Origin of the sequence: Streptomyces aidingensis, from assembly GCF_900112355.1 — a bacterium.
In the GTDB taxonomy this organism is placed as follows: Bacteria; Actinomycetota; Actinomycetes; order Streptomycetales; family Streptomycetaceae; genus Streptomyces; species Streptomyces aidingensis.
Window position 1 is genome coordinate 48,205 of sequence record NZ_FOLM01000015.1, and the last position, 17,914, is coordinate 66,118.

At 69.7% G+C, this 17,914-nt stretch carries 7 protein-coding genes and 1 pseudogene; 4 read left to right on the forward strand and 4 right to left on the reverse strand.

The genetic code is table 11. The features are described 5' to 3' along the window. Positions 1-121: 121 nt before the first annotated feature. The gene (locus BM242_RS23020; RefSeq protein WP_245834425.1) at positions 122-2,140 is read right to left on the reverse strand and encodes a tetratricopeptide repeat protein; all 2,019 of its coding nucleotides are present in this window, start codon (positions 2,138-2,140) and stop codon (positions 122-124) included. Between the two features lie 18 nt (positions 2,141-2,158). Then, positions 2,159-2,326: pseudogene (locus BM242_RS31235) on the reverse strand (helix-turn-helix domain-containing protein); the annotation flags it as partial. A gap of 503 nt (positions 2,327-2,829) precedes the next feature. On the opposite strand from BM242_RS31235, the gene BM242_RS23025 reads away from it, so the two are divergent. The 4 genes from BM242_RS23025 to BM242_RS23040 all read left to right on the forward strand — a co-directional run bounded on the left by BM242_RS23025 (position 2,830) and on the right by BM242_RS23040 (position 16,797). Then, positions 2,830-3,729 carry an NERD domain-containing protein gene (locus BM242_RS23025; RefSeq protein ID WP_281254711.1) on the forward strand — a complete coding sequence of 300 codons (900 nt, stop codon included), beginning with the start codon at positions 2,830-2,832 and terminating at the stop codon, positions 3,727-3,729. A 113-nt stretch (positions 3,730-3,842) separates the two neighbouring features. Continuing rightward, a complete protein-coding gene (locus tag BM242_RS23030; protein WP_093840825.1) occupies positions 3,843-9,140 on the forward strand; it encodes a DEAD/DEAH box helicase in 5,298 nt (1,765 codons plus the stop codon). Next, entirely contained in the window at positions 9,137-12,253 is a 3,117-nt protein-coding gene (locus BM242_RS23035) for a helicase-related protein (protein WP_093840826.1), read from the forward strand. Before BM242_RS23030 ends, BM242_RS23035 begins: the two co-directional genes overlap by 4 nt. 23 nt (positions 12,254-12,276) lie before the next feature. Then, positions 12,277-16,797, forward strand: coding sequence for an Eco57I restriction-modification methylase domain-containing protein (locus BM242_RS23040; protein ID WP_093840827.1), 4,521 nt, complete (start codon positions 12,277-12,279; stop codon positions 16,795-16,797). Positions 16,798-16,845: 48 nt separating this feature from the next. Here the strand turns inward: BM242_RS23040 and BM242_RS23045 are convergent, their stop codons facing one another. Continuing rightward, positions 16,846-17,034 (reverse strand): DUF397 domain-containing protein, encoded by a 189-nt coding sequence (locus BM242_RS23045; protein ID WP_093840828.1) that lies wholly within the window; start codon positions 17,032-17,034, stop codon positions 16,846-16,848. Then, positions 17,018-17,863 carry a helix-turn-helix domain-containing protein gene (locus BM242_RS23050; protein ID WP_093840829.1) on the reverse strand — a complete coding sequence of 282 codons (846 nt, stop codon included), beginning with the start codon at positions 17,861-17,863 and terminating at the stop codon, positions 17,018-17,020. Before BM242_RS23050 ends, BM242_RS23045 begins: the two co-directional genes overlap by 17 nt. Between the last annotated feature and the right edge of the window lie 51 nt (positions 17,864-17,914).

Genomic DNA, 17,914 nt, shown 5'->3' on the forward strand with positions numbered 1-17,914 from the left:
ACCCGCACGGCTCAGGGCCCGGGGATCGTCGATCCCGAAGCCCTTGCGAAGATTCCTGAGTGCGGCCAGCACCTCCGCCGGGGTCACCTCCGGGACCGGTGCGGGAGAATGCCGGGTTGCCTCAGGAGGCCAGACGGACACGCGCTTCCCCGAGCATCATCGGTTCGAGTCCGCCGTACAGGGCATCGGCGCGCTTCCACAGCTCGGCCGCCCTGTCACGGTGGCCCGCTGCCTGCTGAATGTTGCCGAGCCCGGTCAGCGAACGGGCCTTCTCGTAACGGCTGGCGCACCCGTCGGCCAGGGCCAGGGCCTCCTCGTAACAGGCGCGGGCGGCATCATGGTCGCCGGAACGGAAATGCGCCCACGCGGCGCAGTTCACCGCCATCACGGCATCCAGATCCAGCCCCAGGGCGTGGAATTCCGCACGGGCCTGCTGAGCGTGCCGGACAGCGGCAGGGCAGAGTTCCAGCTCGGCTTCCAGCAGAGCGATACCGCGGAGGGTTATGGCGGCATTGCGCGTGTTCCCCAGACGCCGGTAGTACATCAGCGCCCTGCGCAGACCGTCCATGGACTTCACGTAGTCGCCCAGGTAGAGCTCGGTCCAGGCAAGGCTGGAGAGGGCGTTGACCACACCGTGATCGTCGTCCAGCTCCTGGTAGAGGGCCAAAGACTGCTTGAAGTAGCCGACGGCCACGGTCAAATCACCCCGGTCCGAGTGAGCAACACCGAGATTGTGCAGACTGATGGCAAGCCATGCACGAGTGCCTCCCGCTCGGGCGCATTCAACGGCCCGCAGATGGGTCTCGATCCAAGGTCCCCACCGTTTCGTGAGAAAGAAGAAATCTCGCAGCGCGAAGGCCAACTGCCAGCACAGGGAGTGAAGACCGATGTCTGCGGCCGTATGGCAGAGTGCGACGAGGCTGCGCCACTCCGATTCGAGCCATGAGAGCCCCGCAATCCGGTTGTCGAACGGAAGGGCCTTTACAGGGAAGTCGTCGAGAACAACGGGCGGCCGGTACCGCTGCGGGGTGAGCAGCTTGTCCGCGGCTACGGCGAGGCGGAGGCCGTGGTCGAGCAGACGCCGGGTGGCGGCCTGCTGCTCCGCGATGCTGATCTGCGGGAGGATGACGAGCCCGGCGAACTGACGCACAAGACTGTGCACCGTGATGCGATGGGACGACTCGTGGGACACGAGGTGCACATCCGCGAGGCCATCGACGAGCAGGGCGGCGCGAGCCAGGGTCACGTTCGCCAGGGCGGCGACGCTGTGGAGATCGATACCCGGCCCGGGATAGAGCGCCAGCAGCGCGAGGACGCGACGCTGCTCCGTACTCAGGGCGTCGCATGACACCGTCAGGGCGGCGGTGACACTGCGGTCTCCGTCGTCGAGCAGTTCGAGCCGGTGGGCTTCGTGCGACAGCCTCGCTTCGAGTTCTTCCACGGTCAGCACCGGCCCGTTGCGCAGTCGAGCAGCAGCGATCCGCACCGCCAGCGGCAGCCGGCCGCAATGGTCCACCACCGCCCGGACGCTATGGTCCGCGGCGCGCGCAGCTTGCTCCCCTCCGATCGTTCGGAACAGTGCGTCGGCCTCCGCGTCCTTCATGACGCCGATGGTCAGGCGGGCCGCGTCGTCGAGAGCGCTCAGGCGTTTCCGACTGGTGACGATGACCTTGCAGCCGGGCTCAGTCGACAGCAGCGGAACGACGTCCGCCGAGCTGAGGACATTGTCGAGGACGAGCAGCAGGCGTTTGCCGGCAATCTGACTTCGCCAGAGACTGGCCATCGCGTCCGACCGGGGCGGGATCTTCTTCTCGGGCACGTCGAGCAGCCTGAGTAGCGAGAGGAGAATATCCTCCACTCCGCCGGACGACTCGTGCCCGGCGTCGAAGAACAGGCATCCGTCGGAGAAATGAGCCGCCGCCTTCCAGGCCCCTTGGAGTGCCAAGGCGGTCTTGCCGGATCCGGGCATACCACTGAGCACGCAGAGAGGGCCGCTGGACTCATCGGTGAGGAATGTGACGAGGCGGTCGAGTTGTGCCGAGCGTCCGGAAAAGTGGGAGGGAGGAACTGGAAGTCCGCAGGAAGCCTTCATGTCGCTGATCTCTTTCCCCGTTGTCGTTCCTTCGTCGATCAGTGCCACTAATTCCTCATATGACTCCAGCGCCAGGGCGCATGCTTCGGCGAATCTGCGGGATGCCGGGATCACCCCTCTCTCCACCTTGCTCACATAACCGCTGCTGTAGCCGATCGACCGGGAGAACTCATTCAGTCTGAATCCCTTCTCTTTACGTCTCCTGCGGAGTTCATCACCGAAACAGCGGACCATTCTTGGTGACTCCCATTCTGAGGCGCAATCTGACGGAAGTGAGAGATGTGGCAACTGGACTGGGTCGGAGATGACGTGGCTCGGTCCTGACGCGGATAAGCGTCCCACAAGTGGAGCCGGGATGTGAGGTTTTCCCTGTTTCCAAATGAGGTTGGAAACAGGAAACGGGAGGAGCTATTCGAGTCTCTGTTCGGGAACCTTCAAGCGACGGCGCACCTACCGGTCGGCCGGACCGTGGGGTCGTCCGGGGTACGGTCGGATGTGTGTTCCTGTGTCGCACGGCGTGCAGAGAGCGGCTTGTCGGACCATCCGCGGAGGTCATGGGGGCCGATTAGGATGCAGAGCCGGGGTCGTCCCGGCAAGGCGTCCACCGCGGTGGACGCTCCCGGCGGCTCACTGAGTAGCCTGCGTTCATCGGCCGCTTCGACGACTGGAGGTACCCCTGTGACGCCCGTAGCGCGGTCCTCCGTGCCCAAGCCCGGACCGCCGCCGCGCAAGGAGCGCTGGTTCCAGCCCGCCGTTCCGGCTACCGATGGGAGCAGGAGGGCCTGGACCACATCCGGCGGCTGATGCCGCAGGCAGAGCCCTACCGTGCCTGGGGGACGTTCCAGTTCACCGGTGCCTCCGGGCGCGTCAACGAGTGCGACCCGCTCATCATCGTTCCGGGCGGCCTTTACCTGCTGGAACTCAAGGGGCATCCCGGACGCCTGGTGAACCACGGAGACACCTGGCAGTTCCACGGCGACCGGGTGCGCACCCTGAAGAACCCCCTGCACCTCACGGACCTGAAGACGAAGGAGTTCAAGAGCCGGCTGGAGCGCGCGGCCCGAGCCACCGGCAAGGACCCGCGCCGGGTGCCGTTCATCAAGCCGGCCGTCTTCCTGCACGACCCGACGCTGCGGAGCGAGCAGGGCGAGTTCCGGAGGCCGGGTATCTTCGGGCTCAACGACGGCGGAAGCGGGCTGCCGCGGATCTGGGACGATCTGCTCGGCCTGCCGCCGGAACGGGAAGGTTGGCGCATCACTCCTCAGACCGGTCAGCTCGTCGAAGCACTGATGAAGCACATCGGCATCAGTCATTCCACGGCGCACCTGCGGTACGGGGACGACTGGAGACTGCAGCCGGGTGTCCTGGACGCGGGCCCCGGCTGGGAGGACCGGCTCGCCTTCCGCGACGACGGCCTGGTGCAGGAGCGTGGCCGGGTACGTATCTATCTGGCCGGCGAGGCGGCATCCGAACAGCAGCGGCTGAAGGTGGACCGCGCCGCGCGGCGACGGCGGCGATCTCTCTTACCTTACACACGAGGGCGTCGGTCGGTTTGGTACCGAGCGGCCGCGAGGTCGGCTGTCGCGATCCGATCACAACCGGTACTCGCGGGCCGGCACGGTACTCCTGGCCAGTAGGGTGATGGGTTGTCTCCACCGGAATGTGCGGACTTGCCCGTCCGGCCCGGTGCCGAGGCAGGGGGAGCGCCGGGTACGGCGCCGTCAGTCGGGCGAGGGAGGCCGTCGGCACCATGGATGTCTTCAGGGCGCATCAGCAGCTCATCGAGGACTACGAGGAGTTCACCCGTTCCCTGGTGTGGGTCCGCGATCCGGATATCCGGCGCCATCTGGACGAGGAGAGCCGGCGCAAGACCCGATGGCCCGATCCGTGGATCTCCCTCAATCCCAGGTTCCGGGAGGGCGGGACCGTGGCCCAGCTCGCAGATGATGAGTCTGTCGAGGGGAGGCTGGACCACCGGTGCATGGAGTACTTCAGGGACAAGGGCCGGGACGGAAAGAGTGTGGGGGCCACGCTGACGCTTCACCACCATCAGCGCGAAGCGATCCGGCTGGCCGCCGCGCGGTGTTCCTACGTGCTGACCACCGGCACGGGATCGGGGAAGAGCCTTTCCTATGTGATCCCGATCGTTGACGCGGTTCTCAAGAACCCCAACCCGGACGGCATCTCCGCGATCATCGTTTACCCGATGAACGCGCTGGCCAACAGCCAGATGCATGAGCTCGAGCGGTACCTGGTGCAGGGGGTACCGGAGGAGAGCAGGAAGGTCACCTTCGACCGCTACACCGGGCAGGAGAACCGCAGGGACAAGGAGTCGGTCCTGCGCCGCAAACCCGACATCCTGCTCACCAACTACATGATGCTGGAGTACCTGCTCACCCGCCCCGAGGAGCGCCAGGAGCTGATCACCGCGGCCAAGGGCCTGCGCTTCCTCGTGCTGGACGAACTGCACACCTACCGCGGCCGGCAGGGAGCGGACGTGGCCCTGCTGGTGCGCCGGCTGCGCGACGCCTGTGAGGCCCCCGGGCTCCAGTGCATCGGGACCTCGGCCACCATGGCCAGGGCGCGGACGTTCGCCGAGACGCAGGAGACCGTTGCCGCCGTCGCCACCCGCCTTTTCGGTACCACGGTGCGGCCGGAGCACGTGATCGGGGAGACCCTGCACCGGGCCACGACCCCATCCGGCAGGCCGGGCGATGCCGAGCAGCAGCGGGCGGCGCTGGCCGACGCCGTGCGCCGCGCCGCCCTTGGCCCGGACGCCCTGCCGGCGTCCTATCGGGAGCTCGGCAGCGACCCGCTCGCCGTGTGGATCGAGGACACCTTCGGGCTGGAGCTGGAGGAGGGCACCGGCCGGCTGCGCCGCCGCACGCCGGTCACCATCCGGCAGGCCACGGCGCAACTGCGCGACGCATGCGGCGGTACCGTCCCGGAGGCCGACTGCGAGCAGGCCATCAGGGCCATGCTGCTGGCGGGCGCCCGCGCCAAGGACGAGAAGAAGCGTCCCCTGTTCGCGTTCCGCCTGCACCAGTTCCTCTCCAAGGGCGACACCGTCTACGCCAGCCTTGAGGCCCCGGACGCTCCCCGGCATCTGACCAGCCAGTACCAGCTCCGGGTGCCCGGAAACGAGGACCGGCCGCTGGTGCCGCTGCACTTCTGCCGCGAGTGCGGCCACGACTTCCTCGCGGTCACCTTCGACCGGGAGCATGAGCGCTACTTCGCCCGCAAGGACCCCGAGGCGCCCGCCGACGCGGGCGACGGATACCTGTACGTGGACGTCGAGCGGCCCTGGCCCGCCGACCGGGCGGAGATCCTGGACCGCCTCCCCGAAAGCTGGGTGGAGACGGACGACCAGGGGCGGCGCGCCGTGGTCCAGGCCCGCGCCGGCGACCTCCCGCGGGAGGTGTGGGTCGGCCCCGACGGCAAGCACACCGAACCGGGCAAGGGAATGCGCGCCTGGTGGATCGAAGGCCCCTTCCGCTTCTGCCCGCGCTGCCGCGTCGGATACGAGCAGCCCCGCATCCGGGACTTCGCCAAACTCGCCACCTTCGCCGCCGAGGGCCGCAGCTCCGCCGTCTCTCTGGTCAGCGCCAGCGTCGTCCGCTCCCTGCGGGCCCAGCCCGAGCTGAACAAGCGCGCCCGCAAGCTGCTGACCTTCGTGGACAACCGGCAGGACGCCAGCCTCCAGGCCGGCCACTTCAACGACTTCGTCCAGGTGGTCCAGATCCGGGGCGCGCTCTACCGGGCGCTGCACAAGGCCCACCCGGAGGGCCTGCGCCACGACACCCTGCCGCAGGCCGTCGCCGAGGCGCTGGACCTGCCCCGGGAGGCGTACGCCCAGAACCCGGAGGCCAAGTACGGCCCGTGGGAGGAAACCCAGGAGGCTCTCCGGCTCGCCCTGGCCTACCGCCTCTACGCCGACCTGGAGCGCGGCTGGCGTCTCACCATGCCGAACCTGTCCCAGACCGGCCTGCTGCGCTTCGACTACCTCTCCCTGCCCGAGATCGCCGCCGACGCCGACCTGTGGCGCACCACCCACCCGGCCCTGGAGGGCGACGACCCTGCGCACCGCGAGAAGATCGCCCGGACACTTCTCGATGAGCTGCGCCGGGGCCTGGCCGTCCATGAGGAGCTGCTGACCAAGGAAGGCCACGAGCGGCTGGTGGCCAGGAGCCGGGAGCGGCTGATCGGGCTGTGGGCCGTGCCGGACACCGACCCCCGTGTTCCCGCCCGGATCGCGTTCGCCGGGCCGCGCCCCCAGCGGGCCCAGGCAACGGACACCGTGCACTTCGGCGTACGCGGCGGCTTCGGCCGCTACCTGCGCAGGCCCGGCGAGTTTCTGCCCGGCAAGCGGCTCACCGAGGCGGATGCCGAACAGATCATCCGGGACTTGCTGCGCGTGCTGTGCGAGGCCGGCCTGCTGCGGGTGGCCGAGGAACGACCGGACGGCGCCCTCGGCCACCAGCTCAAGGTCTCCGCGCTCATCTGGCAACGCGGGGAGGGCGACGCCGCCGAGCCGGACCCGGTGCGCAAGACCTTCGACCCGGACGCGGCCGGCGGCCGGGTCAACCCGTTCTTCCGCGACCTGTACCGGGAGACCGCCGACCAGCTCGCCGGACTGGAGGCCAGGGAACACACCGCCCAGGTCGACGCCCCGGTGCGGGTCAAGCGGGAGAAAGGCTTCCGGACGGGGGAGCTGCCCCTGCTGTTCTGCTCGCCCACCATGGAGCTGGGCGTCGACATCGCCGAGCTGAACGCCGTCACGATGCGTAATGTGCCGCCGACCCCGGCCAACTACGCGCAGCGCTCCGGACGGGCCGGCCGCTCCGGCCAGCCGGCCCTGGTGACCACCTACTGCTCCACCGGCAGCGCCCATGACCAGTACTACTTCCGGCGGCCCAGCCTGATGGTGTCCGGCAGTGTGGCCCCGCCACGCATCGACCTCACCAACGAGGACCTGCTCCGCTCCCACGTGCACGCGGTCTGGCTGGCCGAAACGGGTGCCGCGCTGCATTCCCGCATGTCGGAAATCCTGGACGTGACGGCCCGCACCCCGGACGGTGAGGCCCCGCTGCCGCTGCTGCCCGAGCTGCGCACCACGATGGAGAGCGATGTCCACCGCCGTGCCGCCGTGGAGCGCTGCACCCGCATCCTCGCCCCGCTGGCGGCGGACCTGGACCGCACCGCCTGGTGGTACGACGGCTGGATCGCGGACCAGGTGCGGGACGCGCCGCGTACCTTCGACGGGGCCTGCGACCGCTGGCGCCGCCTCTACCGGAGCGCCCTGAACGAGCGGGAGGAGCAGGACCGCCTGGCCAACGACTCATCCGTCACCGCGCGCGAGCGCCGCCAGGCACGGGCCCGCCGCATCCAGGCCGAGCGCCAGCTGGACCTGCTGCGCAACGACTCCACCGATGACGACAGCCGGTCGGACTTCTACACCTACCGCTACTTCGCCTCCGAAGGGTTTCTGCCGGGCTATTCCTTCCCCCGGCTGCCACTCGCCGCCTTTGTCCCCGGTGAGGCGGGGGAGGGCAAGTACGGGCAGCGCAAGGGCGCCTACATCCAGCGCCCCCGCTTCATCGCCATCGGCGAGTTCGGCCCCGGCGCGCTGATCTACCACGAGGGCCGCCGCTACACCGTCTCCCGGGCGCAGATCCCGATCGGCGAGTCTCCGGGCCGGATCGCCACCCTGGACGCCAAGGTGTGCGACGAGTGCGGCTACTGGCACGAACGCCAGGACGGGGAGGACCGGTGCGCGCACTGCGAGGCTCGGCTGGTCCGCGTGCTGCGCCGGCTGATGCCGCTGACCACCGTGCACGCCGAGCCGCGCCGCCGGATCTCCTCGGACGAGGAGGAGCGGCTGCGCGAGCCCTTCGCCCTGCGCACCGCCTACCGCTTCCACCACGGCCACCTCACCGCCCGCTTCCGCACCCCCGGCGCCTCCCGCGGCACCGGCGGCGGCACCGGCCGCACGATTGCCGAGATCACCTACGGCGACGCCGCGGTCCAGGTGATCAACCTCGGCCGGCGCCGCAGCCGGACCCGGGGAGCCCCGGGGGACGACGGCTTCTGGCTCGACCCGGTCTCCGGTCAGTGGCTCAGCGACACCAAGGCGGCGGAGCGCGCCGAGACCTCGGCGGAAGCGGAGGCCATGGGCTCCTTCGCCGGCATCGCCCGCACCGAGAAGGTCGTGCCCTATGTCCAGGACAGCAAGAACATCGCCGTCCTGCGGCTGGCGTACCCGGTGGACAAATACGCCCAAGTCACCCTGCGCTATGCGCTGGAGCGGGGGATCGAGGCGTACTTCCAACTGGAGGACGCCGAGCTGTACAGCGAGGACCTGCCCGACCCCGAGGACCGGGCCCGCATGCTGTTCGTCGAGGGCGCCGAGGGCGGTGCCGGTGTGCTGCGGCTGCTGCACGACGAACCGGGCACCATCGCCGCCGTCGCCCGCCAGGCCCTGGACATCATCCACCACCAGGAGCGCGACGGCCGGTGGCACGACCTGGGCCGTGCCGACGGCGCCAGCGAGCCCTGCGAGTACGGCTGCTACGACTGCCTGCTCACCTACCACAACCAGCTCTTCCACCCGGATATCCGGCGCCGCACGGCGGTCCCCGTGCTCAGCGAGCTGGCGGCCTGCGAGGCGATCCCGGACCGCCCCCGCGCCACCAGCCCCGACGAGCACGCCGCCGCGCTGGCCTCCCGCTCCCCCCACGGCCGGGCCGACGACTTCCTCGGCTGGCTGCGCACCCACGGCTACCGGCTCCCCGACGCCACCGGCGAGGAGATCCCCGCCGCCCGCGCCGTGCCCGACTTCGTCTACCGGCTGCCCGACGCCGAGGTCGCGGTCTTCCTGGACCTGCCCGGCCACCAGGTCCCCGAGGAGCTGCGCGGCCCCCGGGCCCGCATCCGCCTGGAGAACCGGAGCTGGCTGGTCATCGAGGTCGGTGCGGGCGGCGAGCACGAGTGGCATAACGTCGTGCGGGACCACCCGAACGTCTTCGGCCCCGGAAGGGCACCGCGATGACCCACACCTACGCCCCCGGCGCGGTCGTGCACGCCCGTGGCCGGGACTGGGTGGTGCTGCCCGGCACCACCACGGAATTCGTGCGGGTGCGCCCCCTGGACGGGGACAGCGAGTACGACGCGCTGCTGTTCGCCGAGGAGACCCGGGACTCCCGCTTCGCCGCCCCCGAACTGCCCCCCGCCCCGTCCGCCACGGCCCGGACAGACGGCCGCCCCGCCCCCGGCAGCGAGCTGATCGGCGACTTCGCCTCGGCCTCCCTGCTGCGCACCGCCCTGCGGATCTCGGCCGCCAACGGCGCCGGCCCGTTCCGCTGCCTGTCCGGCATCGCCGTCCAGCCCCGCCAGTACCAGCTCGTACCGCTGATGGCCGCGCTGCGCATGGACACCGTGCGGCTGCTGATCGGGGACGACGTCGGCATCGGCAAGACGATTGAGGCGTCCCTGATCGCCAAGGAGCTGCTGGAACAGGGCTCCGCCCGCTCGATGGCCGTGCTCTGCTCACCCGCCCTGGCCGAGCAGTGGCAGCGGGAACTGCACGACAAGTTCAGCCTGGACGCCGAGCTGGTGCTGCCCTCCACGGCGGGCAAGCTGGAGCGGTCGATCGTCGAGGCCGACCAGACGATCTTCGACCGCTACCCGTACACCGTGGTCTCCACCGACTTCATCAAGCAGCGCGAACGCCGGGACGCCTTTCTGCGCACCTGCCCCGACCTGCTCATCGTCGACGAGGCCCACACCTGTATCGGTGCCGGGCAGGGTCACCAGCAGCGACACCAGCTGCTCAAGAGCCTGGCTGTGGCCCCCGACCGGCACCTGATCCTGGTCACCGCCACCCCGCACAGCGGCGACCGGGACGCCTTCGCCAAGCTCATCGGGCTGCTCGACCCGGAACTGGCCGCGCTCGACCCGGCCATCCCGGGCCACCGGGACCAGCTCGCCCGGCACTTCGTCCAGCGCCGTCGCCGCGACATCCGCCAGTTCCTCGACGAGCGGACCCCCTTCCCCGCCGACCGCATGGTCCGCGAGGTCCCCTACCACCTCGACCCCGCGTACGCCGGCTTCGTCGCCGACGTGCTCGCCTACGCCCGCGGTCAGGTCCGTCAGCCCGACGGTGAGCTGCGCCGCCGGATGAGCTGGTGGTCGGTGCTGGCCCTGCTGCGCTGCGTTCTGTCCTCCCCGGCCGCCGGCCGAGCCACCCTCACCACCCGGGCCGCCGTCGGCGCCGCCCGCACCCCGGAGGAGGCCGACCGGATCGGCCGCGACGCGGTGCTGGAGTCCACGGACGCGGAGGCCGCCGAAGGGCTGGACGCCGTCCCCGGCGCCCTGCTCGACCCTGCCGGGACCGGCGACGCCGCCGACGCTGCCGGCGCGCCCGGCAGCGCCACCGGCACGGGCGGACCGGATGCAGCCGCCGCTCCCCGCCGCATGGACCGCCGCCTGAAGGAGTTCGCCCGGCGTGCCGAGCAGCTGTCCGGCCCCGACCACGACGCCAAGCTCCGGCTGCTGATCAACGAGGTCAAGGCGCTGCTCGCCGACGGCTACGACCCCATCGTGTTCTGCCGCTACATCCCCACCGCCCACTACGTCCGCACCCACCTGGACGCCGCCCTCGGCGGCCGGGCCCACGTCGAAGCCGTCACCGGCGACCTGCCCCCCGAGGCCCGCGAGGCGCGCGTCGCCCAGCTCACCGTCCGCCCCGGCCGCCAGGTCCTGGTCGCCACCGACTGCCTGTCCGAGGGCGTCAACCTCCAGGAACGCTTCAGCGCCGTGCTCCACTACGACCTGTCCTGGAACCCCACCCGCCACGAACAGCGGGAAGGCCGCGTGGACCGCTTCGGCCAGCGCAGCGAACGCGTCCGCGCCGTCACCCTCTACGAGACCGACACCGGTATCGACGGGGTCGTGCTGGACGTCCTCATCCGCAAGCACCGCGACATCGCCCAGCAGACCGGAGTCGCCCTTCCCGTGCCGCAGAGCGGGGAGGGTGTCCTTCAGGCGCTCACCAACAGCCTGCTGCTGCGCGGCCGTCCCGGCGGCCCCGGCCCCGGCCAGCTCACCCTGGACTTCGGTGCCGACGAACAGATCGGCGCCGCCCGCGATGCGCTGCACCGGGAATGGGAGAGCGCCGCCGAACGCGAATCCAAGGTCCCCACCAAATTCGCCCACTCCGGCATGCGCCCCCAGGAGGTGGAGGACGAACTCACCGCGCTGCGGCAAGTCCTCGGCGAGCCCGGCGACATCGCCGAGTTCACCCGCGAATCCCTCGCCGCCCTGGGCGCCCCCGTCCGGGACCTGCCGGGCGCGGCCGGTTTCACCTGCCAGCCCTCCCCCCTCCCCGCCGGACTCCGGCACGCCCTCGGCGTCTACGAGACCGAGGACCAGGCCGCCGCCGCGGCCGGCACCGGCCGCACCGCCCGCCGCACCACCGCCAAGCCCGCCACCAGGACCAGAAAGCGGACCACCGCCGCCACCGGCCCCCGCGAGCTGGTGTTCCACCGGGATCTGCCCGTGCCGCCCGATGAACACGCCCTGGTCCGCACCGACCCCGCCGTCCGCGCCGTCGCCCGCTACGTCCTGGACTCCGCCCTCGACCCGGCCGTCCCTGACCACGAGCGGCCCGCCCGGCGGCTCGGCGTGATCCGCACCAGGGCCGTCGGCACCTACACCGTGCTGCTGCTGGCCCGCTACCGCCTCAAGCTCACCCTGCCACCGCGCGCGCGCCACCTCAGGCCCAAGGAACTGGTCGCCGAGGACGCCCGCGTACTGGCCTGGCGCCCCGACGACGACGGCGCGCTGCACTGGCTGGGCGAGGAGGAGACCGCCGCGCTGCTCGCCGCCCGCCCCGACGGCAACGTCATGGCCGAACTGCGCCACCGCACCACCCGCCGCGCTCTGCGCGAGCTGGCCTCCGAGGAGGTGCGCGACCACCTGGCAGCGTACGGCGACCGCCTCGCCGCGCAGCTCGCCGAAGCCCATCTGCGGGTGCGCGAGGCCGCCGGCGAACGCGGCCGGGCCCGGGGCGCCGCCGCCGCCCGCCGCATCGACGTGATCCCCGCCGGGCCGCCCGACGAACTCGGCGTCTACGCCTTCGTCCCCGCCGGAGGTGACCGGTGACCCCTGTGACTCCCCTGACCGCCATGACCGCCCCCATCGCGGAATTCCGCCCCCTCACCGCCTCCTCGGTGCGGATCGAGGGCCGCCTGTTCACCCCCGACCTGCTGGCCCGCCTGGCGGCCGGCGACCCTGAGCTGCCCGGCTGCGCCCCCGCCGACTACGGCCTCTACCGGGGCGAACGCGTCGGTGACGCGGCCGGCCGCGCCTGGGCCGCCCTCACCGGCGCCTACCGTGCCTTCCGCGCCGACCTCGACGCCCTGCCCGGCGACAAGGCCGCCACCACGCTGACCCGCCGGGCCTGGCTGCTGCGGCTCTTCTCCGAGCTGGGCTACGGGCCGCTCAGCGCCGAAGGCGTCACCGTCACCGCCCCCGGCCGCGACGAACGGCTGCGCGCCAGCCACCGCTGGCAGCAGCACCTCCCGGTCCACCTGCTCGCCTGGGGCACCCCGCTTGACCGCAGGGTCGGCACCCGCCGCGCCCCGCAGTCGGTGCTCCAGGAACTCCTCAACATCTCGCCCGGCCACGTCTGGGGCGTGCTCTCCAACGGGCAGGTGCTGCGCATCCTGCGCGACTCCACCGCCCTGGTCGGCTCCGCCTACCTGGAGTTCGACCTCGAAGCGATCTTCGACAACGAGCAGTACGCCGACTTCGTGCTGCTGTACTCCCTGCTGCACGCCTCCCGCTTCGAACTCGTCGCCAAACCCCGTAAGGGACGCCGCCGCGCCGCGACGGACACCGCACCGGAGGAGGAGCGCGCCGGACAGACCGGAGACGCCGGAGAAGACGAAGCACCGGACGTCGAGGGCACCGGCGAGGACGACGACCGGGAAGAGGCGGAGGACCTCCCGGCCCCGGACTCTGCCCCCGGCTCCGACCGGCCCACGCTCGACGACGACCCCGACGCTCCGCCACTCACCCCCGCCGACTGCCGCATCGAGTGGCTGCGCACCCACTCCCTGGAAACCGGGCTGCGCGCCCGGGACCGCCTCCGCGACCAGGTCGCCGAAGCCCTCGGCGTGCTCGGCACCGGCTTCCTCGAAGCCAACGAGCCGCTGCGGGCGGCGGTGGCCCGGGGGGGCCAGGAGGCGCTGGAGGAGTTCCACCACGAGCTGCTGCGCCTGGCCTATCAGCTCATCTTCCTCTTCGTCGCCGAGGACCGGGGCGTCCTCCTCGACCCCGATGACTCGCCCACGACGGAAGCCGCGCGCGAGCGCTACACCGACTTCTTCTCCACCCGCCGGTTGCGCCGCATCGCCCTGCGCCGACCCGGCGACCGCAACACCGACCTGTGGCCCGCCCTGCGCCGGGTGCTGGACGCCCTGGGCACCGACGGCGGCCTGCCCGCCCTCGCCCTCCCGGAGCTGGGCGGCCTGTACTTCCTGGGCGACGACCGGAACACCGGTGCCGGTGCCGACACCGCCGCGACCCGGCTCGGCTCGGCCGAACCGCTGCGTGGCGCCACCCTGGTCAACAACCGGCTGCTGGAGGCCGTCCGGCTGCTCTGCCGGGTCCGGGACAAGGGCGGCCGGTGGCAGCGCGTCGACTACCGCCACCTGGGCTCGGAAGAACTGGGCAGCGTCTACGAGTCGCTGCTGGAACTGCGGCCCCGGCGCACGGCACACGGCGAGTTCGAGCTTCAGACCCTGGCCGGCAACAAGCGCAAGACCACCGGCGCCTACTACACGCCCGTGTCGGTGATCGAGAAGCTGCTGGACGAGGCGCTGGACCCGGTCCTCGACCGCTACGCCGCCTCCGGCAACCCGCGTGACCTGCTGAAGATCCGCTTCGTGGACCCGGCCTGCGGCTCGGGCCATGTGCTGGTCGCCGCTGCCCGCCGCATCGCCCACCGCTACGCGGTGCTGGACACCGGAGACCCCGAACCCGCACCCGAGAAGGTGCGTGCGGCACTCGCGGAGGTTGTCCGGCACTGCGTGCACGGAGTGGACATCAACCCCCTGGCGGTGGAGATCGCCAAGGTCTCCCTGTGGCTGGAGTCCCTGGAACCCGGCCGTCCGCTCGCCTACCTCGACGACCGCATCAAGGTGGGCAACGCCCTGCTGGGCACCACGCCCAAGCTGATCGCGGGCGGCCTGCCGGACGGCGCGTTCAAGAAGCTCAGCGGGGACGACGGCGAGATCCTCAAAGGGCTCAAGGCGGCGAACAAGCGGGAGAGGGCCAACGGCACCGGCACCCAGCGGGCCTTCGGCGGCGTGTTCCACCGCACCAGCACCAGCAAGCTCCGGGTGGAGGCGGAGCGGCTCGCCGCTCTGCCGGGCAACAGCCTGGCGGATATCCGCGAACAGGCCCGCCGCTACGAGCAGTTCGTCAACGAGTCGGATGAGCGCCGGAAGCTCAAGCGAGTCGCCGACGCCTGGTGCGCGGCCTTTCTGTGGCCCAAGAGCAAGGGCGCGCCGCCCGCCATCACCAGCACCGTGCTGCTGGAACTCGCCGAGGGCGGACGGCTCCCCGGCCCGCCACCGCCGGCCGACGCCGAGGCGGCGAAGCAGGAGACTGCCGAGCAGCGTGCGGAGCGCGAAGCGCTGGGCGAGCAGACCCTGGAAAACATCGCCTCCCGGAACCAGTTCTTCCACTGGCACCTGGAATTTCCCCGCGTCTTCCGCGTCGAGGACGACGAGGCCCCCGACCACAACCCCGACACCGGCTGGCAGGGCGGCTTCGACTGCGTGCTGGGCAACCCGCCCTGGGAGCGGGTCAAGATCCAGGAGAAGGAGTGGTGGGCCACCCGGGACGAGACGATCGCCGACGCCCTCAACGCTCACGAACGCAAGAAGATGATCGCCAGGCTTCAGACCAGCGACGACCCCGTGGACCGGGAACACTACGAGCTGTTCCAGACCGCCCTGCGGGAAGCGGCGGGCACCACGCTGATGCTGCGCAGCTCCGGCATCTTCCCGCTCACCGGTCACGGCGACGTGAATCTGTACGCGGTGTTCGCCGAGCGCGCCCGTATGCTGCTGTCACCCGAGGGCATGTCCGGCCTCGTCCTCCCCACCGGCATCGCCACCGACCTGACCACCTCCCGCTTCTTCGGCGACCTGGTGGAGCGGCAGCAGTTGGTGACCGTGCTGGACATGGAGAACGAGGAGAAGCTCTTCCCCGACGTCCACAACCAGTACCGCTTCTGCCTGTTCACGGTCTCCGGCCCGGCCCGGCGCCACGAGCACGCCCGCCTCGCCTTCCGCGCCCGCCGCCCCGACCAACTCGACATGCGCACCTTCGAACTGGATGCGGCAGGCTTCCAGACCATCAACCCCAACTCGCGTACGTCGCCGGTGTGCGACAGCCCGGAACATTTCGCCATCCTCCGGAAGATTCACGAACGAGTGCCGGTCCTGTGGTCGGGCAAGGGGACAGCTGATGAGCGCAACCCATGGGGTGTGCGTTTTATGCGGATGTTCGACATGGCCACTGACTCCAAACGGTTCCTTCCGGAAGACCGTCTACTTGCCGATGGCTGGTCCCGAGCGGGAACGACCTTTTCCAAGGGCGACGCTCGCGCCCTTCCGCTCTACGAGGGCAAGTTCATCCATCACTACGACCCACGATTCTCCACCTACGAGAATGCCACGCAGGCACAGATCAACAAGGGCACCCTGCCCCGGCTGGACACAGAGGCACATCAGGACCCCCATGCGCTGCCGAAGCCGCGCTACTGGGTGCTGGAGGACGAAGTCGATGCCCGGCTCGCTGCCGAGCCGTCGAAACCGCAGACGGATTGGCCATACGGCTGGCTTGTGGGCTGGCGTGATGTCTGTCGGGCCTCGGACGAGCGAACCGCGATTCCTTCAGTGCTTCCCCGCACTGCTGTCGGGCACACAGTCCCTATTCTTTTCCCTGCGGTCAATGAGTCTTTCCCCGGGCTTCTGTTGGCTAATCTCTCATCTATTGCGCTCGACTTCTCACTGAGGCAGAAGATTTCGGGCGCTCATTTGACTTACGCGTATCTGGAGCAACTGCCGGTCTTGGCGCCGGATATCTACGCCCGCCCGGCTGCCTGGCTTGCGGGGGAGGCTCCTCGTGACTGGATCACTGCGCGCGTACTCGAACTCAGTTATACCTCTCATGAAATTTCTTCCTTTGCGCGCTTCCTGGGTGATGAAGGGCCGCCATTCTGCTGGGACGATAATCGGCGCTTCTTGATTCGTGCTGAGTTGGACGCTGCCTACTTCGTCCTCTATGGGTTGTCGGAGCAGGAAATTGCGGTGGTCTTGGATAGTTTTCGAGCTTTCCGCAACAAGAATCCGTGGGCATTTGAGCAGCTAAAGGAAGAGATTCTCAATATCTATCGTGCGATGGAGAAGGCGGCACAGCACGGTACGCGGTATGTACACCCTGATCTTGATCCTGCCCCTGGGCGTGGCCGCCGCCATCCGCCGGGTGCCAGCCCACTCGCTCGGCCAACCCTTGAACCGGACACGTCCGGGGGCCGTGGCAGTGCCAAATTTGAGGCAGACGCCGACGATGAGGCCCTTTTCAGCGTTACCGAGGTAGGGGCGGACGAACAGCTCGGCTTCTGGAAGTGAGCACAGAGCGCCCCCGGTGGTGCTCTACGGGGGCCCTCTGGGATTGCTTCAGCTCTTGAGGCTGGTCACGAACGGCTGCCACGAGTCGCCGGAGAAGATTAGGTGTCCCATGTGCGGCGCCTTGCTGTCCCGAACCGGAACGACTCCGGGGTGGCCGTCCTGAACTTCAAGGCAGGCGCCATTCGATTCCCCACTGTAGCTGGACTTGCGCCACTGGATTTCAGTCGTCGGATTCATGCTCGTATTCCTTGAGATATCGGAGGACTACGTCGCTGGACGCCTTCTCGGAGAGGGCGGCCATTTGTGTGGCCTCGAACAGCTCCTCATACTCTGCCACCTCTCGGGGAGACTCGATCCCGTGGCCTGTCCGGAAGCTCTCGACCAGGGCGATTGTGCCCCCTTCTGTGAGGTCCAGCAAGAACAGGCTACCTCCCTGCATCCCATGTTCGAAGCTGTTGAATGGCAGCACTTGAATCCGAATGAGTGGATTCTCCCGATATGTGAGCAACCTTCGCAGTTGTTCTGTCATGATCTTCTTGGAGCCGACCGGCCGAGCAAGCGCGGCCTCGTCGATCACCGCCCGATAGAACGGCGGGTCTTCCTTGCCGAAGACCCTGGCCTGTCGCCGGAGTCGTTCTGCGGCCTTCTCCGCGATTTCTTCGTTGCTCTCGCGGGGCAAACCTTTGCGAATGAGTGCGCGGGCGTACTCGTCCGTCTGCAGAAGTCCGGGAATTCCGCTGCTGTTGAATACACGGATGCGTTCCGCCTCGGTCTCCTTGGCAACGGTTTCCCGTGATCCGGGCAGGATGAGCATGGACCGGGCCATCTCCAGCAGATCGGTGAACTCGCGGTGGGTTCCGAGTTTCTCGTCCAGCGCTGCGGCCACCGCGTCGGACGGGCGCTGTTTCATGGTCTCGATGCGAGCGATGTAGGACTGGGGGTAGCCGATCATCTCGGCCACCTCGCGCTGGCTGAGACCGAGCCTCGCGCGGTGGAACTTCAGACGTCTCGCGATCATCGCGTCCGGACCCAGTGCCGACTCGTCCACATGCTGTGCGTCCGCCATGCCGTGCCCCTCTCCCGTTCGCACAGGCGATCGCCGGTCCTGTCCGCCGGT